The sequence below is a fragment of the Marivibrio halodurans genome (assembly GCF_017963645.1).
Lineage (GTDB): Bacteria > Pseudomonadota > Alphaproteobacteria > UBA8366 > Aestuariispiraceae > Marivibrio > Marivibrio halodurans.
Genome location: NZ_JAGMWN010000005.1, coordinates 70632 through 92013, shown reverse-complemented (window position 1 = coordinate 92013; position 21382 = coordinate 70632). Strand labels below are relative to the sequence as shown.

The window sequence follows — 21382 nt, the reverse complement described above, 5'->3', positions numbered from 1 at the left end:
CTGCGGGCCGTCCCCCGGTTACATCGGCAGGCACAGCCTGAGCGATTCGTAGATCGCGGCGTGGATATTGCGGCTGGCGACGGCATCGCCGACGCGGTACAGGCGATAGGTACCCGCCGGATTGCTCTCCACCCGCTGGGGGCGGAGGTCGGTGAAGGCGCGCCAGTCGATCTCCCCGCGATTGATGGCGCCTTCCTTGAGGTCGAAATAGAGGTCGTCGAGGGGGAGCGTCCCATGCTCGATGACGAGTTGGTCGATCTCCCGCGTCTCCGTGCGTGTCGAATAATCGCTGCCGACCGTGGCGATCAGGCCGTTGCCGGCACGCTCCACCTTCAGGACGCGGCTGTTGATGGTGATGCGCACGCCGTGCTCCGCGAAGCATTCGGCGTATTTCACATGGTTCAGCCCGCCCATGTCCGGGGCGAAGAAGCGCTCCGGCGAGACGATTTCCAATTGGGCGCCGCTCTCCGCGATCAACTCCGCCGCCTGCATGCCCGGATGCTGGCCGTTGTCGTCATAGACCAGCACGCGTTCCCCCGGTTTCACATCGCCGGATAGGATGTCCCAGGAGCTGACGGCGAGGTCGCTTCCCGCCTCCAGGATATCCGTATTGGGCAGGCCGCCCGTCGCGACGATCACGATATCGGGCGTCTCGGCCAGTACGTCCGGGGCCTCGACATAGCTGTTGAACCGCAGGGCGACGCCGTGCCGTTCGCATTCCGCCGTCAGCCAGTCGGTGATGCCGATCAACTCGCTCCGCCGTTTCGAGCGGGCCAGCAGCCGGACCTGACCGCCGGGCCGGTCCGCCGCCTCGAACAGCACGACATCGTGGCCGCGCATGGCCGCGACGCGCGCGGCCTCCAGCCCGGCCGGACCGGCGCCGATGACGACAACCTTGCGGGCCGGGCCGTCGCCCTTCGGTATTTCCTGCGGGATGGTGGCTTCCCGGCCGGTCGCGGGATTGTGGACGCAGAGCGCCTCGCCCCCCTCATAGATGCGGTCGAGGCAATAGGTCGCCCCGACGCAGGGGCGGATGCGGTCCTCGATGCCGGCGGCGACCTTGCGCATGATGTGCGGGTCGGCGATGTGCGCGCGGGTCATGCCGACCATGTCGAGCTTACCTTCCGCGATGGCGTGGCGGGCGGTGGCGACATCGTTGATGCGCGCGGCGTGGAAGACGGGGAACTTGGTCTCCGCCCGCACCTCGCCCGCGAAATCCAGATGCGGGGCGGAGCGCATGCCTTGCACGGGGATAACGCGGCTCAGGCCCAAATCGCTATCGACATGGCCTCGGATGATGTTGAGGAAATCGATATCGCCAGTCGCCACCAGGCGCTTGCAGATATCGACCCCTTCCTCGCGGCTGAGGCCCTTGTCCCAATCCTCGTCCGCCACGGCCCGGGCGCCGACGATGAAGTCGGGGCCGACGGTCGCGCGGATCGCCGAGAAGACGCGCCGCGCGAAACGCAGGCGGTTGTCGAGGCTACCGCCATAGTCATCCGTGCGGTGGTTCGTCGCGGGCGACCAGAAACTGTCGACGAGATGGCCGTAGCATTCGATCTCGATACCGTCGAGGCCGGCGGCCTGCATGCGCTGCGCGGCGGCGGCATAGTCGGCGACGATACGCTCGATATCCCAGTCCTCGATCTCCTTGGGAAAGGCCCGATGCGCGGGCTCGCGCACCGGGCTCGGCGCCAGGACGGGCAGCCAGTCGCCCTTGTTCCAGTTGGTGCGCCGACCGAGATGGGTGAGCTGGATCATCACCGCGGTGCCATGGGCCTGACAGTCCTCGGCCAGATGCTTGAGCGGCGCCACGATCTCGTCGCGATAGGCGTGGAGATTGCCGAAGGCGGGTGGGCTGTCGGCCGAGACGATGGCCGAACCCGCCGTCATGGTGAGCGCGATCCCGCCCTTCGCCTTCTCCACATGATAGAGGCGGTAGCGCGCGCCCGGCAGGCCGTCCTCGGAATAGGCGGGCTCGTGCGCCGTGGACATCACGCGGTTGCGCAGCGTGAGATGCTTCAGGCGATAGGGCTGAAGCAGCGGGTCGGTGGCCGCCATGGCGAAATTCTCCGGAGAATGGCCCTGCGGGGGCGCGATTGTAGCGCCTTAGTAGAGCAAACCGGAGAAGCCCGCGTAAAGGGCGGCGTGGCCGGCGCGGGGGAAACGGTAATGTTGGGCGAAGACCTTATGGCAGGCCTTCAATCCCCCTGCTGGCCGGGCCGGGCCGGCGAGGTTTCGGGCGGTTTCTCGCCGGGGGCGCCGACGATCTTGAAGAGCACGCGCTCCAACCCATCCGCCATGCAGTTCAACGTTCCCTCATCCATTTCCGCCAGCGCATCCGAGAGTTGGAGGAGAGGGTCATGCTCCATCAACGCTTCCGCGTCGTCGGTAAGGCGCAAGAGGAACTGGCGGCGGTCGTTCGGATCGCGCTCCTTCTCGAGCAGGCCGCGCTTGACCAGCAGAGAGATTGTCTCCGACGCGGTGGCCGGCGCGATTTTCTGATAGCGCACGAGCCCCATCATCGTGGGGTCGGTGTTGCGCGCCCGCTTCAGATAGCGCAGCACGGCCCATTGCGCGGGCGTCAAACCGCGGTTGTTCGACACGGTATAAACCGAGCGCGCCGCCTGATCGATCAGCAACGCCAACCCTTCCGGCCTGACCGCCTGGGAAAGTGGGGGGCCCGAATAACTCGTATTGACCGTTTGGACGCTGAACGCCCGCCCGTTGTCCTCGAAAGAATTCATCGTCATGAAGTCCGACCGCTGTTCATTCCGCGCACTGGGCCCTTCGGGAACGTGATACCCGCTTCCGAAACCCCTCGATGACTACCAGTAAGCTCAATGCTTCGGCTTGCTGAGTATAACATATGTTATGATTTCTCATCTACATTTCGAGGGCCGAAAGGTCTATTTTTTCGGAATTTCGTTTATAAATTACTAAAGTTTCAGGGAGTGTGATTCCCTGATTCCGTAGGGAAAAGGGCGGATATCGGGCCTTTTTGCCGGATGGGGGTTAGTCGCGAAATCGGTCGTTGGTACTATATGGTGAATAGGCCGTGACGCGTGCGTCGATCGCGCCGAACAGGGAATGCCCGTCTGGATCGACCATCTCGATTCGCACGTGGTCCCCGGTTCGCAGGAACGGGGTCGTGGGCGCGCCGTCGCGAATCGTCTCGACCACGCGCTGTTCCGCGATACAGCTATAGCCGCGCCCGCCCCATGCGACCGGCCTTCCGGGGCCGCCGTCCGGGTCCCGGTTCGATACCGTGCCGGAACCGATGATCGTGCCCGCCCCAAGGGGGCGCGTTCGTGCCGCATGCGCGATCAGGCGGGGGAAGTCGAAGGTCATGTCCTCGCCCGCCTCCGGTCTGCCGAACAGGGTGCCGTTCAAATAGCTGGATAACGGCAGGTGAAGTTTCCGCCCGTCCCAAGCGTCGCCGAGTTCATCCGGCGTGACGGCGAGCGGGGCGAAGGCGCTGGGCGGTTTCGATTGGAAGAACCCGAACCCCTTGGCCAGTTCCCCGGGGATCAGACCGCGCAGGCTGACGTCGTTCACCAACATCAGGAGCCTGATATGTCCGGCCGCCTCCTCCGGATCGACACCCATCGGCACATCGTCGGTGACGACGGCGATCTCCGCCTCGAAATCGAGACCGAAATCCGGATGCGCCAGCGCGATATCGTCCGTCGGGCCGAGGAAACCGTCGGAGCCACCTTGATAGATCAGCGGGTCTTCCCAAAAACTCTCGGGAAGTTCCGCCCCACGTGCCCGCCGGACCAGCGCCACGTGGTTCACATAGGCCGACGCGTCGGCCCATTGATAGGCGCGCGGCAGGGGGGCGAGACACCGAGACGGGTCGAAGGGGCCGGCATCCTTCAGGGTGCCCGCCTCCAACGCCATTGCCAGATCCCTCAAGGCCGGCGCGAAGGTCTTCCAATCGTCGAGCACGGCCTGCAGGGTCGGCGCGATGTCGGTGGCATGGACCATGGAGCGCATGGCGCGATCGACGAGGACGAGCGTGCCGTCCCGGTGCGCCGGCGTGCCGGGTACCGCGTCCCGCAGGCTGGCCAGTCTCATTTCGAAGCCTCCGGAGACGATGCGCCGGATGCGTCGCCGTCCATCCAACTACGGTGATAGTCGGGGTTCTCGACCCCGGCGGGAAGGGGCCCGACCTCCAGGGGATCACGGGTATCGATCATTACCGCATATTCGTCGGTCGCGGATTTGCGCGGGGTGAAGGCGGCCTGGAGCGCCTTCGGATGGGGCCCGTGCGTGAAGCCGCAGGGATGGAAGGTCACCATGCCGGCATCGATATTGTCGCGGCTGAAGAAGTCGCCCGCGTGATAGAACAGCACCTCGTCGTAATCGTCGTTGTTGTGGAAGAACGGCACCTTGAGGGCATCCGGATCGCTCTCGAACGGGCGCGGCGCGAAGGTGCAGACGACGAAACGATTGCCGACGAAGGTGGTATGGGCCGAGGGCGGCAGGTGATAGCGGTGGCTCATCAAGGGCCGGATATCGCGCACATTGATGCGCACCGGCGCGAGATTCCCCTTCCAGCCGACCGCATCGAGCGGATTGAAGGGATAGGTGACGGTCGAAATCTGGCCCAGGCGCCGGATGCGGACCCGCCATTCGACGCCCGCCTCCGGCCCCGCGCGCTGCGCGTCGAAGGCCTCGTCCAACCGCGGCAGGTCGAGCATCGCTGGATCGAAAATCGCATGCGGGCCCACCAGCCCCTTGTCGGGAAGCATGTAGCTGCCGCCCGTCGCCTCGATCAGCAGGGCTTCCATCCGGCCCGAAGCCGCCATCCGCCACATGGTGCCGCGTGGCAGGACGATATAATCCCCGGCCTCGACCGCCAGATGCCCGAAATCGCAAAACAGGTCGCCCTGGCCGGCGTGGATGAAGATCAAGTCGTCCCCGTCGGCGTTACGCGCCAGATGGTCCATCGCGCCTTCGGTTCGCCAGAAGCGCATCTTGCAATTGGCGTTATGCAGGAAGGTCGGGGCGTCCCAGGGACCCGGCGCCACCGTTTCGATCCGGTTCAGGTCGAAGGCACGGGGTTTCAGGGGACCTTCCCAATCGATCCAGCCCGTCGGCGGATTGGCGTGATAGAGATGGGAGGCCGGGCCGAAGAACCCTTCCTTGCCCATCTCGCGTTCATAGGTGCCCTCGGGCAGGCCGGCATGCGCCTGACGCGATGCCGTGCCCTCGACATGGTGCACGGGTATATGATGCCGCATGATGGGCGTCCTCCTCGTTCTTTCTCTTATCCCCACCTTCGCTTTCACCGATGCTTCGCGCAAGATGGTTGCAAATGAAACCGAATGGCTGGCCCCATCGGCGTGCTTGAGCGCATCGACCCGCCCGCGCATATAGACGAGATGTACTGGACAGCGGACGATCCGAATCTCCTCTTCACGCTCTCGGCGGTCGTTCTGGCGCTCGCGGCTCTTGGTCACGTTTTGCTGAAGAAGCGGGACAGCAGGGGCGCCGTGGCTTGGGTTGGCTTCATCCTGTTCGTCCCCGTGGCGGGGGGCTTGATCTATTATCTGTTCGGTATCAACCGCGTGGCGCGGCGGGCCGCGAAGTTGAAGGGGCTGCGCGTACGGGATGATCCGGCCCTGGCCGGAACGGGGGTGGGGCCGAAGGCCGCGCGCGCGGCTTTGTCTCCCCGCCTGCACCATCTGGCGGGTATCGCGCGTCGAGTTGATTACCTGTCGAGCAATGCGCCGGTCGGCGGCAACAAGGTGGAGCCCTTTGACGGCGGAGACCGGGCCTATGCGGAGATGCTGACCGCCATCGACGGTGCGACGCGCAGCGTGGCGCTCTCCAGCTATATTTTCCGGAACGACGCGATCGGCGGGCGTTTCGCGGATGCGCTGGAACGCGCCCATGATCGCGGGGTGACGGTCCGGGTGCTGGTTGACGGTGTCGGGGCCTATGACAGTTGGCAGCCGGTTCTTTATCATCTGCGTCGGGCCGGTGTTCCGGTGCAGCGGTTCCTTTTCAGCCTCGTTCCCTGGCGCATGCCCTATCTCAACATGCGCAATCACGCGAAGCTGCTGATCGCGGACGGGCGGCTCGCCTTCACCGGGGGGCTTAACATCAAGGAGGAATGCCTGCTGGAGACGGTGGGGCCGGCCGAGGGCGTCGACGACGTGCATTTCCGGCTGGAAGGGCCGATCGTCACCCAGGTGATGGAGCGCTTCGCCGCCGATTGGTGCTTCACCACCGGCGAGACGCTGATGGGGGAGGAATGGTATCCCGATCTCGCGCCCGCCGGCGATCTGCTCGGTCGCGGGATCGCTTCCGGCCCGGATTACGAGGAGAATCCGCTGCGCTGGACGCTGCTGGCCGCCATCCTGTCGGCGCGGCGGTCGATCCGGATCGTCACGCCCTATTTCCTGCCGGACGAGACGGTGCTGTCCGCCTTGAAACTCGCCGCGGCCGGCGGTGTCGGCATCGAGATCGTGCTGCCGGAGACGTCGGACCATCGTATTCTGCAATGGGCCGGCCGGGTCGAGCAGGAGACGGCGCTCGCCGCCGGGGCCAAGATCTGGCTCAGGCCCGCCCCCTTCGATCATACGAAGCTGATGACCGTCGACGGCGCCTGGTCGCTGATCGGCAGCGGCAATTGGGACATGCGCTCGCTGCGGCTCAATTTCGAATATGTCGCGGAATGGTACGATACGAATTTCGCCGCACGGATCGATGCGCTGATCGACCGCCGGGTCGCGGTGGCGCGGCCGTTGTCGCTGGGTGAACTGCGAACCCGTCCGATTCTGACGAAACTGCGCGACGGCGCCGCGCATCTGGTTCAGCCCTATATGTAAGCGGTGAACAGCCGAAGGCCGTCAGATCAGCCCGTCGCTGCGCAGACTGACTGTGTCCTTGCGTCCGATGATGATGTGGTCGTGAAGCCGGATGTCGATCTTCGACAGGGCATCGCGCACCGCGTGCGTCATGGCGATATCCGCCTTCGACGGGGTAGGGTCGCCGGATGGGTGATTGTGGACCATGACAAGCGCGCTGGCGCCGAGTTCCAGCGCGCGCCGCACCACCTCGCGCGGATAGAGGGGGGTGTGATCCACGGTGCCGGTCTGCTGCACCTCGTCCGCGATCAGCCGGTTGCGGTTGTTGAGGAAAAGCAGGCGGAACTGCTCCACCTTTTCCCGGCCCATCGCCGCGCGGCAATAGTCGAGCACGGCGTCCCAACTCGATAGCACATGACCATCCGTGATCTCGTGACGCAGGAGGCGGATCGCCGCCTGCTGGATCGCTTTCAATTGGATGGCCGAGGTCTCGCCCATGCCCTCGACCCGGGCGATCTCGCGCGGGTCGGCGCCGATCACATCGCCGAACCCGCCGAATCGTTTCAGCAACGCCTTGGCGATCGGCTTCACGTCGCGACGCGGGATGATACCGCAGAGCACCAGTTCGAGCAGTTCGTAGTCCGGCATGGACGCGCCCATGTCCCCCGTGAAACGGGCGCGCAGACGTTTCCTATGCTCATGGTAGTGTGGTTTCTCGCGCGGTTGTTCCGGCGGATTGCCCTCGGCCATCGGGTGCGGGTCTCTTGCGCTTGAGCGATATGGGATCAGGCGTCGTACGGGGGTTGGTTCCAGCCCTTGGGCGAGAGCGTGAATATCTCGTACCCGTCGGCGGTAACCGCGATCGTATGCTCGAACTGGGCGGAAAGGGACTTGTCCTTGGTCACGGCCGTCCACCCGTCGTTCAGGATCTTCACCGGATACTTCCCGGCATTGATCATGGGCTCGACCGTGAAGAACATGCCTTCCTTCAGTTCCAGGCCCTCGCCGGCCTTGCCGTAATGCAGGACGCTCGGCGCGTCGTGGAAGACGCGGCCGATGCCGTGCCCGCAGAAATCGCGCACGACCGAGAAGCGATGCGCCTCCGCATGCTCCTGGATCGCCGCCCCGATGTCGCCCAGCGTCGCGCCGGGCCGCACGACCTCGATCCCCTTCATCATGCATTCATAGGTGACGCGGGTCAGGTTACGGGCCTTCACCGACACCTTGTCGCCGACCAGGAACATCCGGCTGGTATCGCCGTGCCAGCCGTCCAGGATTACCGTGATATCGATATTGAGGGTGTCGCCATTCTTAAGTTTCTTCGAATCGTCCGGAATACCGTGGCAGACGACATGGTTGATGCTGGTGCAGACCGATTTCGGGAACCCGCGATAATTCAGCGGCGCGGGAGTAGCGCCCGCGGCGGTGATGAAATCGTGACACAGCCGGTCCAATTCGCCGGTGCTGATGCCGGGTTGGACATGGTCCGTGATGAAGTCCAGCACCTGGGCCGCCAGCCGTCCGGCGCGGCGCATGCCCTCGAATTCGCTGGCGCCATGCAGCTTTATGCGGCCAGCCTCGCTATTATAGATCTTGTTCATCGGTTATGTCCGATCTTCGAGAGAGACACCCGACGGGCGGTCGGGGAACGGGGTCAGGGTGAAATGTTCAAGGCGGAACGGAGTTCTATGCCCTCCGGCCCCACGACACAATCGTAGCACAAACAATCGACGCATGCCCCCCGCGCCTCTTCCAGCGCCTCGGCATAGGTGGGATCGATATCGTCCGCTATCCGGAAATGGGTGCAATCGGCACGCTGAACAAGATAGAGCATGACGGCGCGCGCGCCTTCCGCCCGCATCGCGGCCAGTTCGTCGAGATGCTTCGCCCCGCGCGCGGTGACCGCGTCGGGGAACTCCGCGGCCCCGGGAAATGGGCCGTCCGGGCGGCGCAGCGTGACGCTCTTCACCTCGACATAGCAGGGCGGCGCGTCCGCCTCCGGGCTTTCGAGCAGGAGATCGACGCGGCTCGCCCGGCCGTACTTTACCTCCCGCCGCAGGCTTTCATAGCCGGCGAGCTCCGGGATGCGCCCGGCCAGGATCGACTCCTCCGCGATGCGGTTGGCGCGCCCGGTATTGATTCCGACCATGTGGTCGGTGCCGTCGATGCGCTGTGTCGCGATCTCCCAGCGCCAGTCGAGCTTCGCCTTCGGATTGGGGTTCGGGGCGAGCCAGACCGGGCTGTCCGGCGCGGCCAGTCCCATCATTGATCCCGGATTGGCGCAATGGGCGGTGACGAGGCTTCCGTCCTCCAGCCGTACGTCCGCCAGGAACCGCTTATAGCGGCGCGTCAGCCGCCCGGGGACGAGGGGCGTCGGGAAGCGCATCCGTCACTCGGCCGTCGCGCGCGCCTCGGCTTCGTCGAGCAGCGCCACGATCCGCTCATAGGGAACCGCGCCCGGTACCAGCGTGTCGCCGATTACCAATGCCGGCGTACCGGTGACGCCGATTTCCTGGGCCAGCGCCTTGGTTTCGGCGATATGCCTGGAAATCTCCCCGGCGGCCATGTCCTGCCGCAGCCGGTCGAGGTCGAGGCCGACGGAGGCGGCCGTCTCCAGGATACGTGCTTCCGTCATCTGGCCGCGCATGGACATCAGGGCTTGATGGAAGGGGAGATAGAGGTCCTGCCTGTCGGCGGCCAGCGCGGCGCGCGCCGCGATCTCCGATTCCGGTGTCAGGATCGGGAATTCCTTGAAGACGATGCGCAGATCGTCCCGCTCCTCGATCAGCTTGGTCATCACGGGCAGCAGCTTCTTGCAGTAGCCGCAATTGTAATCGAAGAACTCTACCAGCGTGACTGGCGCGTCGGCGGGGCCGTGGGTCGGGTCCATCGGGTGATTGTCGATATCCTCCGCCCGGTCGGCGAGCGCGGCTTGGGAGCGCGCCTCCTCCTCCGCCTGCTGGCGGGCCTGCAAGCGCTGCACGGCCTCCAGGATCACCTCCGGATGGTCGAGGATATAGTCGCGTACCAGCGTCTCGACCTCCGCGCGCTCACGTTCGCTCAGCCCGTCGTTCCCCGATGCGTCGTCATCCGCCCGCGCGATGCCCGTTAGCGTCAGGGCGAGGCATGCGGCGAGAACCAGGGCGGGCAGGGGGCGGATGGTCGTGAACATGGGCGCCTCGTTCTCCATTACAGGGGGCGTGTCGGCGAATGCGCAGGCTAGGCGGATGCGCAGGCTAGGCGGGCCGGTGGCGCGGGCCAAGGAAAAAGCATCTCGATCCTCTCCCGATCACGCGGCTTTGAGCGGATGCGGCCAAGACCGCCCCAAGACAGCCCTAAAACCGGGAGTAGACGGGATGCGCGGTCACTCGGACGCTTTTTCGAGTTGCAGCGAGATATCCTGCGCCCGCAGCCATCCGGCGGACCCTTCGGGCAGTTCCACCATGGCGCGATCGGCGTAGGTCTTGGCCTCGGGCCTGCTGCCGCTCCGGAAGGCGCGCTCGGCCTGGGCAAGCGCCGCCTGGCCGCTATTGCCGAGCCGTGTTTGAACCGCCGCCGTCAGGCGCCACAGCTCCGAGGAATCCGGCTCGTAACGGCGCGCCTTGGTCAGGTGGTCGAGCGCCTGTTCCTCGTACTGGCTTTCGTTCATTTCCAGGAGCGCACGGGCGAGATTGATGCGGATCAGCGCGGCCCAGGGCAACATCTCGATGGCTTCTTCGTAAGGCTCGATCGCCTCGCGCACTTGGCCGGTATTGAGATAGATATCGCCCTTCAGTTCGCGGAAGAACGGGTCCTTCGGAAAGTCCTCGATCAGGCCGTTGGCGAGTTCCAGCGCATCCTCGCGCTGATAGGCGCGCATATGAGAAATCGCCCGCGCATAGCGTGATTTCAGATCCGTTTGCGACGGCGGATATTGTTCCAGCACCCGTTCGGGCTCCGCCAGATAGCCGATCAGCTTGGCGCGCACCCGTTCATGAAGGTCGTAGAACGACTTTGGAATGCCGGGCGCGTCCGTCGGCCAGTTGGCCAGTTGGTTCTCGACGAAGGCGATACGATCCTCGGTCACCGGGTGGGTCTGCTCATAGGGGTTGGCGTTCGCGCTATAGAGCTTCGCGCGGTTCGCCAGCTTTTCCAGGATGTCCCGGTATCCCTCCGGCGTGAAGCCGGCCTGATGCAGGAATTCCATCGCCGCCTGGTCGGCCGAGCGCTCCATCTGACGGGTATAGCTGAGGAGCGAGCGGCGTCCGATCTGCGAGCCCAACATGGTCGCGGCCTGCACGCCGCCCGCCTCGCCGGCCGCGATCGCCGCCGCGCCGCCCAGGATCATCGCGGCGAGTCCCTTGATCTGGGCGTTCGCCGCGTTTTCCTGGAAACGCGCCAGATGACCGCCGGTGATGTGGCCCACTTCGTGAGCCAGCACGCCGATCACCTCGTCCGGCCCGTCGGCCTGGATCAGGAGTCCGGTATGGATGAAGATGTTCATTCCCCCGGCGACGAAGGCGTTGATGGCATCGTCCTGGATCAGGTGAATCTTGACGGAAGCGGGGTCCAGCCCGGCGGCATCGAAGATCGGCGCCAGATAGACGCGCATCGCGTTCTCGATCTCGGTATCGCGGATAAAGCGCAAATCCCGCCCTTGCGCCGCGGCCTGGAAGGCGGGCGTCACCGTCGCCGCGCAGAGCGCGAGCAATCCCATGAGGAACGCGCGGACGGGACGGATGCGGCCGATCGTCCCCATCCGCCGGGGCCATGCATGTTTGACTGAGATGTGGTACAGGGTAGAAAGATGCATGGGCCTCTTGGTCCCGTCCCGTCCTTGTCCGCCACCTAATCTAGTGAGTCTGATGATCCGTCGCAAACAGCGCCCCAGTATCGCCCCTTTTTTCTCCCGGATCTCGCACTCCCTATCCCTGGCCTTCGTCGTGGCGCTTGCCGGCGCGCTCGCGGGCTGCGCGGGTGATGAGGAAGAAAGCGTTTTCGGCGAGGTCGGCTATATTCAAGGGTTTTATGGCGGCTTGGCCGTCGATGAGCCCAACGCCGCCCTGGTTGGCCGGGACGTCCTGACGGCCGGCGGCTCGGCGGCCGACGCGGCGACGGCGATCAGCCTCGCGCTCTCCGTCACCTATCCGTCCGCCATCACATTGGGTGGGGGCGGCAGTTGCGTGGTGCATGACGCGACGCTGGGCGTGACGGAGGCGCTGGATTTCGCGCCCGGCGCGGGAAGCGGGCCGGCGGGAGGACGCCCGACGGCGGTGCCCGGTCTGGTTCGCGGGTTGGTCGCGCTGCATGCCCGCTATGGGCGGCTCGATTGGCGGTTGCTGGTCGCGCCGGCGGAGCAGCTTGCCCGTCTCGGCCATCGGGCGAGCCGGGCCTTCACCACCGAACTCGCCCCCGCGGCGCCCGAGTTGTTCCGGGACGAGCCCCTGCGCCGCGTCTTTTCCGGTCCGGGCGGACAACCCCTGACGGAGGGGGAGCGGTTCCAGCAGATCGATCTCGCCGGGACGCTCGGCCGCATCCGGGGGCAGGGCGGTGGCGTGCTCTATACCGGGAATTTCGCCGACCGGCTGGTCGAGGCCTATCGCGAGGTCGGGGGGACGCTGACGCGCGAGGATTTGCGGGAATTCATCCCCGAATGGCGCACGACGGTCGTGATGCCCCAGGGCGAGGTGGAGATGCATTTCGCCCCGCCACCCGCCCAGGCCGGGGTGGTGGAGGCCCAGGTCTTCGGCATGCTGGGAGCCGAGGATCGCTATGCGGAGGCGGACCCGTCGGAGCGCCCCCATCTGCTGGTCGAGGCGTCGCGCCGCGCGCTCGCCGACCGGCGGCAATGGCTGGACGGCTATTTCGCGCGGCCTGATTGGCGGGCGCTGGTCGCCCAGGCGCATTTGGAGGATCTGTTCGCCGGCTACGATCAGAACGCGGCTTTCGCGCCCGGGGGCGCGGGGGGCGGTGCCGGCCTCGACATGGTGGAGGCCCCGGCGGGAACCGGCTTCGTCGTGGTCGATCGCGACGGCATGGCGGTCGCTTGCGATCTGACCAACTATTATCCCTTCGGTATCGGACGCGCGGCGCCCGGCACCGGCATCATCCCGGCCGCCGCGCCCACCGGCCATGGCCGCAACACGCTGGCCCTCGGCCCGGCGATCGGGGTGGAGGCGGGCTCCTTCGCCTTTCGTTTCGCGGTCGCCGCGAATGGCGGGGTCTTCAGTCAGGCCACGGTCAATCAGATCGCCGCCGATGTCGTCCTGCGCGGCGAGAAGCCGGGCGACGCGGTGGCGGCGAAACGGGTGCTGGGCTTCGACCAGCCGTCGCTCGCCGTGGTCGAGCGCGGCGCGCCGGAGACGGTCGAGGCGCTGCGCCGCGCCAACCATCAAGTACAGGAGACGATCTGGCCCGCGCGGGCGAACGTCATCCATTGTCCATATGGCCTGCCGGACAGCCAATACGACTCCTTGTGCGCGGTCGCGCACGACCCGCGCGGCTTCGGTCTGTCCGTGAGCGCGCCAAGCGAGGAAAACTGATCCATGACCTTGAAAGTCGGCAGTCGCGGCACTCTCCCTCCCTTCATCGTGATGGAGGTGATGATGGCCGCGGCCGAACGAGAGGCCCAGGAGAAAGCGGTTTATCATTTGGAGGTCGGCCAACCCAGCACCTCCGCGCCCGCGGGCGTCATCGCCCGTGCCCATCAGGCATTGCAGGAGGATAAGCTCGGCTACACCGTATCCCCGGGGATTCCGGAACTGCGCGAGGCGATCTCGGCCCACTACGCGCATTTCTACAATCTCGATATCCCGATGGATCGGATATTCGCGACCACCGGGTCCACCGGGGCCTTCATCCTCGGTTTCCTGGCGGCCTTCGATCCGGGGGACCGGGTGGCGCTCGCCTCGCCGGGCTATCCCTGCTATCGCCATATCCTGAAGGCGCTCGGCCTTGTGCCGGTGGAGATCGAGACGGGACCGGAACACCGCTTCCAGCCGACCCCGGAATTAATCGACGAGGCGCGGGCGGGCGGCGACATCGCCGGTCTGATCGTTGCCAGCCCGTCCAACCCCGCCGGAACCATGCTGGACGAGACGAAGATGCGCCGGCTGGTCGATTATTGCGACGCGGAGGGCATCCGGCTCATCTCCGACGAGATTTATCACGGGCTGGAATACGACTTCAAATCGGCCACCGCCGCCTCGCTTTCCGAGAGCGCGATCGTGGTGAACAGCTTCTCGAAATATTTCTGCATGACGGGGTGGCGTCTCGGCTGGATGATCGTGCCGCCGGATCTGCAGCGTGCGGTGGAATGCCTGGCGCAGAATCTCTTCATCTCGCCACCGACCTTGAGCCAGATCGCGGCAACGGCGGCCTTCGACTGCCATGACGAACTACGCTCGAACGTGAAGCGGTATCGGGAAAATCGCGCGCTGCTGCTCGACGAACTGCCGAAGGCCGGCTTCACCAATATCGCGCCGAGTGACGGGGCCTTCTACCTCTATGCCGATATCTCGGACATGACCAACGACAGCCGGGAATTCTGCGCGCGCATCCTGGCGGAGACCGGGACGGCCGCGACGCCGGGGCTGGATTTCGATTCCGCCCGGGGGCACCGGACCATGCGCTTCTCCTTCGCCGGCAGCACGGAGGAATGCGCGGCGGCGGCCGAGGCGCTCAAGGCCTGGCGGGTATAACACCAAGTCTCCGAAACGCGAACGCCCCGCCATTCCGCATCCTATCCCGGTTGGGAAGTAGGGGGCGGAGCGGCGGGGCGCGCTTTATCGGATCGATAGCGACCGGCGGGCGTCAGGCCTGAAGCTGAACGTCGACGCCCTTGGTCTGCAGCATCTCGGCCAGCTCGCCGGTCTCGAACATCTCGCGGATGATGTCGCAGCCGCCCACGAACTCACCCTTCACATAGAGCTGCGGGATCGTCGGCCAGCTGGAGAAATCCTTGATACCCTGGCGGATCGAATCGTCCTCAAGGACGTTGATCCCCTTGAAGGGCACGTTCAGGTGATTGAGCACCTGGACCACGGCGGCGGAGAAGCCGCACTGCGGGAAGACCGGGGTGCCCTTCATGAAGAGGACGACATCGCCGCCGTCGACCTCGCCCTGGATGCGTTCGCGAACCTGTTCGTCCATGTCTCTCGTCTCCTCGTCCCGGCCCGGTATCGGGCCGCTGCTGTTCCGGTTGGGCGCGCTCAGTCTTCCGGCACCGCCGTTTGAAGCGCCAGCGCGTGCAGTTCGCCGCCCATGCGGCCCTGCAGCGCCTGATAAACCATCTGATGTTGCTGCACCCGGCTCTTGCCCTTGAACTCCGCCGACTTCACGAAGGCGGCATAGTGGTCGCCGTCGCCGCGCAGATCGTTGATCACGACCTCGGCGTCGGGCAGGGCTTCCTTGATGAAGCGTTCGATCTCCCCCGAGCTCATCGGCATGGGCTTGTCTCTCTCCCTTTCGCGTCGGCGTGCTCAGCCTTCGCCGGACATATAGGTGGGCAGCCACCCCTCATGCGCCGTGCCGAGCGCCGCGACCGATATGGTGGCGAGCCCGCCCAGCTTCAACGCGTCGCCGCCGGTCTCGCCGATCGCGACGAGCGGGACGGACGCGCCGGTGGCGGCCTGCTCGACCGCGGCCGCATTCGGTGCCGCCACCGCGAGAACATAGCGCGCCTGATCCTCTCCGAACAACCAGGCGTGTGGCGGCAGGGTGTCTGCGGCATCCTCCACCGCGATGGCGGCGCCGACGCCGCCCGCCATGGCCATCTCCGCCAGTGCCACGGCCAAGCCGCCGTCGGACAGGTCGTGACAGGCGGCGATATGGCCGCTCTTGATCTGGTCGCGCACGAAGTCGCCGTTGCGCCGTTCGACCGTCAGGTCGACCGGCGGGGGGGCACCGTCCTCGACCCCCTCGACAAGTCGGCGGTAGATGGACTGGCCGAGCCACCCGGCGGTTTCCCCCACCAGATAGAGGCGATAGCCCGCGCCGGGAAGGGCGAGGCCGACGGCCTTGTCCGCGTCCGCGAGGAGCCCGACGCCGCCGATCACGGGCGTCGGCAGGATGGCTTCGCCATTGGTCTCGTTATAGAGCGAGACATTGCCCGAGACGACGGGGAAGTCGAGCGCGGAGGACGCCGCCCCCATCCCCCGCACGCAGCCCACGAATTGCCCCATGATGCGGGGGCGCTCGGGATTGCCGAAATTCATGTTGTTGGTAAGCGCGAGCGGCGTGGCGCCTGTCGCGGTGAGGTTGCGCCAAGCCTCGGCCACGGCCTGTCTGCCGCCGGCCTCCGGATCGGCGAGGCAATAGCGCGGCGTGCAGTCGGTCGTGACCGCCAGCGCCTTCGCGGGGCCGCGTTCGGCGATCGCGGTGCCTTCCTTCGGCAGACGCACGATGCCCGCGTCGGCGGCGCCCGGCGGCATGCGCGTCTCGCCCCGGATCAAGTGATCATATTGCTCCCAGATCCAGCGGCGCGAGGCGAGGTCCGGGTCGGCCACGAGGTCGAGCAGCAGCGCGCCGTAATCGGCGGGCGCCGGAACCTCCGCCGGGGCGATGGGGGCGCGCGGCGGGGTGGGCTCCCAAGGCCGCTCATACATCGGCGAGGCATCGACCAACGGCGAAACCGGGATCGCGGCCGCCGGCTCCCCATGCCAGAAAAGCTCCAGCGCGCCGCTTTCCGTCACTTGGCCGATCACGGCGAAGTCGAGTTCCCATTTCTCGAAGATCGCGCGCGCCTCATCCTCCCGGCCCGGCTTGAGCACCATCAGCATGCGCTCCTGGCTTTCGGAGAGCATGAGTTCGTAGGGCGTCATCGCCTCCTCGCGCATCGGCACGCGGTCGAGATCGAGACGGATGCCGACGCCGCCCTTGTCCGCCATCTCGACGGAGGAGGAGGTCAGGCCGGCCGCGCCCATGTCCTGGATCGCGACGATCGCGTCGGTCGCCATCAATTCCAGGCACGCTTCCAGTAGCAGCTTTTCCGTGAAGGGGTCGCCGACCTGGACGGTGGGGCGCTTCTCCTCCGAATCCTCGCTGAACTCGGCCGAGGCCATGGTGGCGCCATGGATGCCGTCCCGCCCCGTCTTGGAGCCGACATAGACCACCGGATTGCCCACGCCGGCGGCGGCTGAATAGAAGATCTTGTCCGCCTTCGCGAGACCGACGGTCATCGCGTTTACCAGGATATTGCCGTTATAGGCCTTGTGGAAATTCACCTCGCCGCCGACCGTCGGCACGCCGATGCAGTTGCCGTAACCGCCGATCCCGGCAACCACGCCGGACACCAGATGGCGCGTCTTCGGGTGGTCCGGATCGCCGAAACGCAGCGCGTTCAGGCTGGCGATCGGGCGCGCGCCCATGGTGAAGACGTCGCGCAGGATGCCGCCGACGCCGGTCGCGGCGCCCTGATAGGGCTCGATGAAGCTCGGATGGTTATGGCTCTCGATCTTGAACACGGCCGCCTCGCCGTCGCCGATATCGATCACGCCCGCATTCTCGCCCGGCCCCTGGATCACCTGGGGCCCCTTGGTCGGCAGGGTCTTGAGCCAGACCCGGCTCGATTTGTAGGAGCAGTGCTCCGACCACATGACGGAGAAGATGCCGAGTTCCGTCAGGTTCGGCGCACGGCCCAGGATGTCGAGCACCGTGCGGTACTCGTCCGTCGTCAGCCCGTGTTCCTTGACGATGTCGTCGGTGATCTCGATCTCGGGATTGGCGCGCGGGGCGGTGCTTGCGCTGTCGCTCATGGGCGGGGGCGATCCTTCGGATGGACGGGGTGACGCTCGCTCGCGCGCTCAATACTCCGGTTCGATGACGAGGTCAAAGCGGGAGGGCGATTCCAGCCCGCCGCTTGCCCTCCCCCGATGCGGGGGCTAGAACCCGCCCGCACGCCCATCCGCGCTTCCGAAGGAGGTTCCGCCCCATGATTCCGCGCTATAGCCGGCCCGAGATGACGGCCATCTGGGAGCCCGCCAACAAGTTCCGCATCTGGTTCGAGATCGAGGCGCATGCCTGCGACGCGCTGGCGGGGCTGGGCGTGATCCCGAAAGAGGCGGCGGCGGCCGTGTGGGAGAAGGGCGACAAGCCCTATACCGAGGCGCGCATCGAGCACATCGACGCGATCGAGGCGGAGACGAAGCACGACGTCATCGCCTTCCTGACCGAACTGGCGGAACATGTGGGCGAGCCCGCGCGGTTCGTGCATCAGGGGATGACTTCCTCCGACGTGCTCGACACCTGCCTGAACGTACAGTTGACCCAGGCCGCCGATATCCTGCTGGCCGATCTCGACCGGCTGCTCGCCGCCCTCAAGACGCGGGCGGAGGAGCATAGGGAAACCGTCTGCATCGGCCGCAGCCACGGCATTCATGCGGAACCGACGACCTTCGGCCTCAAGCTTGCCGGTCATTACGCCGCCTTCAAGCGCGGCCGCGACCGGCTGGTCGCCGCGCGGGCGGAGGTCGCGACCTGCGCCATATCCGGCGCGGTCGGTACCTTCGCCAATATCGATCCGGCGGTGGAGGTGCATGTCGCGGACAAGCTCGGCCTGAAGCCGGAGCCGATGTCGACCCAGGTCATCCCGCGCGACCGGCATGCGGCGTTCTTCGCCGCGCTGGCGGTCGTCGCGGGTTCGATCGAGAACCTCGCCATCGAGATTCGCCACCTGCAACGCACCGAGGTGCGCGAGGCGGAGGAGTTCTTCTCCAAGGGGCAGAAGGGCTCCAGCGCCATGCCGCATAAGCGCAACCCGGTGCTGACGGAGAATCTGACGGGTCTCGCCCGCATGGTGCGCGGCTATGCGGTGCCGGCGTTGGAGAATATCGCGCTCTGGCATGAGCGGGATATCTCCCATTCCTCGGTCGAGCGCATGATCGGCCCGGATGCGACCGTGACGCTCGACTTCGCGCTGGGCCGGCTCGCCGGGGTGGTGGAGAAGCTCGTCGTCTATCCGGAAAAGATGCAGGAGAATCTCGACAAGCTGGGCGGGCTGCACAATTCCCAGCGCGTGCTGCTGAACCTGACCCAGGCCGGTGTCAGCCGCGAGGACGCCTATCGCCTCGTCCAACGCAACGCGATGGAAAGCTGGCGGACGGGCACGAGCTTCCAGGACCTGCTTAAGGCCGACCCGGAAGTCTCCGGTCCGCTCGGACAAGAAGCAATCGACGCGCTGTTCGATATCGGCTACCACATGAAGCATGTGGAGACGATTTTCGCTCGGGTCTTCGCCGAGGGGTAGGTGCCGCGCCGGCCTCGGCCGGGGCATGCGGTCGCTTACCCACTCGCTCGTCCATAGCCTTGCCATTGGGGCGGTGGGGGTCCTGACGCTGGCGGCTCCGCCGCTGGGCGGGGTGGCTCGGGCGCAACTCGCCGATTCCTTCAACCCGCTATCGCTCGATCCCGTCACGCGGGAGGTGTTGAGCAATGCCTTCACGCGTCTTCGTTTCCTCGCCATTTCGATCGAGGGGGAGGACGAGACGGGCCAGGCACTGAACGGCATCGTGCGTGCCCGCCTCGCGCGCGATGAGCGGGCGGAGGCGGTGGACGAGGTTACCCGCATCTACGACCCCATCTGGTCCGGTCGCTCGCTCGTCGCCATCGCGCGCCATGATCATGCCCGTGGTGATGATGAGAGTGCCCGGGACTTGCTGCGCCGCGCGAGCGGCAATTTCTCCGGGCTCGACGCCGGGCGCATACGCGACGGTGGCGAGGTGCTGCGCCTCATCGCCGTGCATCAGGCGGAATTGGGCGATCGCGAAGGGGCGATCGAAACGGCCCGGCTGATTCCGGACCCGCAATTCCGTGTACGCGCCTTGCAACAAACGGCGAGCGCGTCGCTGACGGCGCTCGACAATTCCCAGGAGGCGCGTCGCGCGGCGAGCGCGCTGTTGCAGGAGGCTTTCACACAGGCGCGCGGGATCGAGGGGGACGAGCATGAGACCGCGCATCTGTTGATCGAGATCGGCCGCGCGCAAATCGCGGCGGGGGACGTCGCCGGGTCGCGTACGAGCTTCGAGACGGCGCGCGAACGCATCGCGGCCGGCCCCGACAGCGGACGGTTCGACGCCTATGCCATGCTCGCCGGCGCCATGATCGAGGGGGAGGACGCGGAGGAGGCGATGCAGATCGTCCGCCTGATCCCGGAGGGCGCCGCGCGGTCCCGCGCCATCGCCTCCGTCGCGCGGGCACGTGGGGAGACCGGGGATCTCGATAGCGCCGTCCCGCTCTTCCGTCTCGCCCAGGAGGAGACGGATCGGATCGAGGACATGGCCGCGCGCGCCGACGCGTTGGAACATCTGATCGTGGAACTGGCGAAGGTCGGCCGCCTTGCCGATGCCTTCACCGCCGCCGGCCGGATTTCGGACAAGCTGCGCCAGTCGCGCGCGATGCTCGCCATGGGTAAGATCCTGCTCGGCCAGGGGAAGTACGAGGAGGCGCTGATCCTCACCGACTACATCCCCTATGTCGGTCTGCGTGCCCAGATATTCGGGCCGGTCGCGATGAACCGCGGCCTCAACGGCGATCCGCAGGGGGCGAGCGAATTGTTGTCCCGTGCCCTGGAATCGACCGGGTACAAGCCGATCCTCGATTTCCTGCCGGAGGCCTTGCGTCAGGTGCTGCAGGCACAAACCCGTGCCGGGCAGCCGGAGGCCGACGCCGCGATCTTCGCCCGTGCCCGGGATCTCATTGATCTCATCCCCGGCGATATCCAGAAGGTGCGCGCGCTGATCCAGATCGCCATCGCCGAAGCCCAACGCGGACGGATCGAGAATGCGCAGAAGACCATTAGCGCGGCCTACCGCACCGCCTGGGAGAATAAGGACCAACCGGGCTTCCAGGAGGCGCTGGAGGATATAGCACTGGCCCAGATCGCCGCCGGCGATCTGCTCTCCGCCTTCGATACGGCGGCGCGCATTCCGCCGCCGAGACCCGAGGACTACCCGATCCGCGCCTCCGACGGCAGTTTCCTCGCTCCGCGCTATCGCTCGCTGACACGGGTGGCCGCGGCCTCCGCACGCCTAGGCGAGACCGACCTCGCCATCCGCGCCGCCCAGCAGATGGAGGAGGCGAGCGCGCGGGCCGCCGGCCTCGCCGCCGTCGCGGTGGCCATGGCCGCGCCGGAATCCGACCTGCTGGAAATCGTGGGCGATGCCGGACGCACCGACCTCGGCGTCACCACGGCCCCGCCGGAAACGCCGCCCTCGCCGTTGGGTGAGGCGCCGGCGCTGGAGGAGGCCGTCGAGGAGGAGCCGCCGGTTGAGCAGGATGGTTCCGGGGAGCCCGGTTCCGCGCCCGGCGAGACGCGGCCAGAGGAACCGTCGCCGCCCGCGCGGCAGGGCTCTCGGGGTGCCCCAGGCGGAAGGGCGCAACCCTTGATGCCGAATGCGATCCGATAGGACGGCGCGCGCCGGGTTCTAGAGCATGATGATATCATATGGACCCACCCGCGATCGTTTTCCGGGTTTCCGGCCCATGGCCCCATGGGGGGAGGGCGCGCGGGCGATGTGGTTCATCGTCAAGCGGCCTCGACGCGGTCCGGGGCCGGAAAATCGACCGAAAGCGGCATCTCGGATGGG

At 66.4% G+C, this 21382-nt stretch carries 17 protein-coding genes; 5 read left to right on the top strand and 12 right to left on the bottom strand.

Annotated elements, in window-relative coordinates; translation table 11 throughout:
• Window positions 1-18: 18 nt before the first annotated feature.
• From KAJ83_RS11690 to KAJ83_RS11675, 4 genes are all read right to left on the bottom strand, one after another.
• On the bottom strand, window positions 19-2061 hold the full coding sequence (locus KAJ83_RS11690) for an NADH:flavin oxidoreductase (RefSeq protein WP_210682260.1): 2043 nt from the start codon (window positions 2059-2061) through the stop codon (window positions 19-21).
• Between the two features lie 140 nt (window positions 2062-2201).
• The gene (locus KAJ83_RS11685) at window positions 2202-2753 is read right to left on the bottom strand and encodes a MarR family winged helix-turn-helix transcriptional regulator (protein WP_210682259.1); all 552 of its coding nucleotides are present in this window, start codon (window positions 2751-2753) and stop codon (window positions 2202-2204) included.
• A 262-nt stretch (window positions 2754-3015) separates the two neighbouring features.
• The gene (locus KAJ83_RS11680; RefSeq protein ID WP_210682258.1) at window positions 3016-4080 is read right to left on the bottom strand and encodes a fumarylacetoacetate hydrolase family protein; all 1065 of its coding nucleotides are present in this window, start codon (window positions 4078-4080) and stop codon (window positions 3016-3018) included.
• Window positions 4077-5249 carry a homogentisate 1,2-dioxygenase gene (locus KAJ83_RS11675; RefSeq protein ID WP_210682257.1) on the bottom strand — a complete coding sequence of 391 codons (1173 nt, stop codon included), beginning with the start codon at window positions 5247-5249 and terminating at the stop codon, window positions 4077-4079. The genes KAJ83_RS11680 and KAJ83_RS11675 overlap by 4 nt, the downstream gene beginning before the upstream one ends.
• 84 nt (window positions 5250-5333) lie before the next feature.
• On the opposite strand from KAJ83_RS11675, the gene KAJ83_RS11670 reads away from it, so the two are divergent.
• Window positions 5334-6842 carry a phospholipase D-like domain-containing protein gene (locus tag KAJ83_RS11670; protein WP_246484467.1) on the top strand — a complete coding sequence of 503 codons (1509 nt, stop codon included), beginning with the start codon at window positions 5334-5336 and terminating at the stop codon, window positions 6840-6842.
• Between the two features lie 21 nt (window positions 6843-6863).
• Here KAJ83_RS11670 and radC read toward each other — a convergent pair whose 3' ends face one another.
• From radC to KAJ83_RS11645, 5 genes are all read right to left on the bottom strand, one after another.
• Window positions 6864-7571, bottom strand: a complete 708-nt coding sequence (radC, locus tag KAJ83_RS11665) for a RadC family protein (protein ID WP_210682256.1) — start codon at window positions 7569-7571, stop codon at window positions 6864-6866.
• 35 nt (window positions 7572-7606) lie between these two features.
• Entirely contained in the window at window positions 7607-8422 is an 816-nt protein-coding gene (gene map / locus KAJ83_RS11660; protein WP_210682255.1) for a type I methionyl aminopeptidase, read from the bottom strand.
• Between the two features lie 53 nt (window positions 8423-8475).
• A complete protein-coding gene (gene sfsA / locus KAJ83_RS11655) occupies window positions 8476-9207 on the bottom strand; it encodes a DNA/RNA nuclease SfsA (RefSeq protein ID WP_210682254.1) in 732 nt (243 codons plus the stop codon).
• Between the two features lie 3 nt (window positions 9208-9210).
• On the bottom strand, window positions 9211-9993 hold the full coding sequence (locus tag KAJ83_RS11650; RefSeq protein WP_210682253.1) for a DsbA family protein: 783 nt from the start codon (window positions 9991-9993) through the stop codon (window positions 9211-9213).
• Between the two features lie 192 nt (window positions 9994-10185).
• Complete coding sequence (locus KAJ83_RS11645) at window positions 10186-11559, bottom strand: M48 family metalloprotease (protein ID WP_210682252.1); 1374 nt, start codon at window positions 11557-11559, stop codon at window positions 10186-10188.
• Window positions 11560-11665: 106 nt separating this feature from the next.
• Between KAJ83_RS11645 and KAJ83_RS11640 the strand changes: the two genes are divergently transcribed.
• Both KAJ83_RS11640 and KAJ83_RS11635 read left to right on the top strand, forming a co-directional pair.
• Entirely contained in the window at window positions 11666-13342 is a 1677-nt protein-coding gene (locus KAJ83_RS11640; RefSeq protein ID WP_210682251.1) for a gamma-glutamyltransferase, read from the top strand.
• Between the two features lie 3 nt (window positions 13343-13345).
• The gene (locus KAJ83_RS11635; RefSeq protein ID WP_210682250.1) at window positions 13346-14500 is read left to right on the top strand and encodes a pyridoxal phosphate-dependent aminotransferase; all 1155 of its coding nucleotides are present in this window, start codon (window positions 13346-13348) and stop codon (window positions 14498-14500) included.
• A 112-nt stretch (window positions 14501-14612) separates the two neighbouring features.
• Here KAJ83_RS11635 and grxD read toward each other — a convergent pair whose 3' ends face one another.
• Genes grxD through purL form a run of 3 tightly spaced genes read right to left on the bottom strand, consistent with a single transcriptional unit; the run spans window position 14613 to window position 17554 of the window.
• Window positions 14613-14951: a Grx4 family monothiol glutaredoxin gene (gene grxD / locus KAJ83_RS11630; protein WP_210682249.1), complete on the bottom strand. Its 339-nt coding sequence runs from the start codon at window positions 14949-14951 to the stop codon at window positions 14613-14615.
• A 59-nt stretch (window positions 14952-15010) separates the two neighbouring features.
• Entirely contained in the window at window positions 15011-15247 is a 237-nt protein-coding gene (locus KAJ83_RS11625) for a BolA family protein (RefSeq protein ID WP_210682248.1), read from the bottom strand.
• A 33-nt stretch (window positions 15248-15280) separates the two neighbouring features.
• A complete protein-coding gene (gene purL / locus KAJ83_RS11620; protein WP_210682247.1) occupies window positions 15281-17554 on the bottom strand; it encodes a phosphoribosylformylglycinamidine synthase subunit PurL in 2274 nt (757 codons plus the stop codon).
• A gap of 176 nt (window positions 17555-17730) precedes the next feature.
• Between purL and purB the strand changes: the two genes are divergently transcribed.
• Both purB and KAJ83_RS11610 read left to right on the top strand, forming a co-directional pair.
• Window positions 17731-19044 carry an adenylosuccinate lyase gene (purB, locus tag KAJ83_RS11615; protein WP_210682246.1) on the top strand — a complete coding sequence of 438 codons (1314 nt, stop codon included), beginning with the start codon at window positions 17731-17733 and terminating at the stop codon, window positions 19042-19044.
• Between the two features lie 25 nt (window positions 19045-19069).
• Entirely contained in the window at window positions 19070-21202 is a 2133-nt protein-coding gene (locus tag KAJ83_RS11610) for a tetratricopeptide repeat protein (protein WP_210682245.1), read from the top strand.
• Window positions 21203-21382: the final 180 nt, after the last annotated feature.

What these genes read in the sequence shown, in the direction of transcription:
- KAJ83_RS11610 (WP_210682245.1), top strand. Translation starts at nt 19,070, where the DNA reads ATGCGGTCGCTTACCCACTCGCTCGTCCATAGCCTTGCCATTGGGGCG.
- KAJ83_RS11635 (WP_210682250.1), top strand. Translation starts at nt 13,346, where the DNA reads ATGACCTTGAAAGTCGGCAGTCGCGGCACTCTCCCTCCCTTCATCGTG.
- KAJ83_RS11625 (WP_210682248.1), bottom strand. Translation starts at nt 15,247, where the DNA reads ATGCCGATGAGCTCGGGGGAGATCGAACGCTTCATCAAGGAAGCCCTG.
- purB (WP_210682246.1), top strand. Translation starts at nt 17,731, where the DNA reads ATGATTCCGCGCTATAGCCGGCCCGAGATGACGGCCATCTGGGAGCCC.
- purL (WP_210682247.1), bottom strand. Translation starts at nt 17,554, where the DNA reads ATGAGCGACAGCGCAAGCACCGCCCCGCGCGCCAATCCCGAGATCGAG.
- grxD (WP_210682249.1), bottom strand. Translation starts at nt 14,951, where the DNA reads ATGGACGAACAGGTTCGCGAACGCATCCAGGGCGAGGTCGACGGCGGC.
- KAJ83_RS11670 (WP_246484467.1), top strand. Translation starts at nt 5,334, where the DNA reads ATGGCTGGCCCCATCGGCGTGCTTGAGCGCATCGACCCGCCCGCGCAT.
- radC (WP_210682256.1), bottom strand. Translation starts at nt 7,571, where the DNA reads ATGGCCGAGGGCAATCCGCCGGAACAACCGCGCGAGAAACCACACTAC.
- KAJ83_RS11685 (WP_210682259.1), bottom strand. Translation starts at nt 2,753, where the DNA reads ATGACGATGAATTCTTTCGAGGACAACGGGCGGGCGTTCAGCGTCCAA.
- KAJ83_RS11680 (WP_210682258.1), bottom strand. Translation starts at nt 4,080, where the DNA reads ATGAGACTGGCCAGCCTGCGGGACGCGGTACCCGGCACGCCGGCGCAC.
- sfsA (WP_210682254.1), bottom strand. Translation starts at nt 9,207, where the DNA reads ATGCGCTTCCCGACGCCCCTCGTCCCCGGGCGGCTGACGCGCCGCTAT.
- map (WP_210682255.1), bottom strand. Translation starts at nt 8,422, where the DNA reads ATGAACAAGATCTATAATAGCGAGGCTGGCCGCATAAAGCTGCATGGC.
- KAJ83_RS11650 (WP_210682253.1), bottom strand. Translation starts at nt 9,993, where the DNA reads ATGTTCACGACCATCCGCCCCCTGCCCGCCCTGGTTCTCGCCGCATGC.
- KAJ83_RS11675 (WP_210682257.1), bottom strand. Translation starts at nt 5,249, where the DNA reads ATGCGGCATCATATACCCGTGCACCATGTCGAGGGCACGGCATCGCGT.
- KAJ83_RS11645 (WP_210682252.1), bottom strand. Translation starts at nt 11,559, where the DNA reads ATGGGGACGATCGGCCGCATCCGTCCCGTCCGCGCGTTCCTCATGGGA.
- KAJ83_RS11690 (WP_210682260.1), bottom strand. Translation starts at nt 2,061, where the DNA reads ATGGCGGCCACCGACCCGCTGCTTCAGCCCTATCGCCTGAAGCATCTC.
- KAJ83_RS11640 (WP_210682251.1), top strand. Translation starts at nt 11,666, where the DNA reads ATGATCCGTCGCAAACAGCGCCCCAGTATCGCCCCTTTTTTCTCCCGG.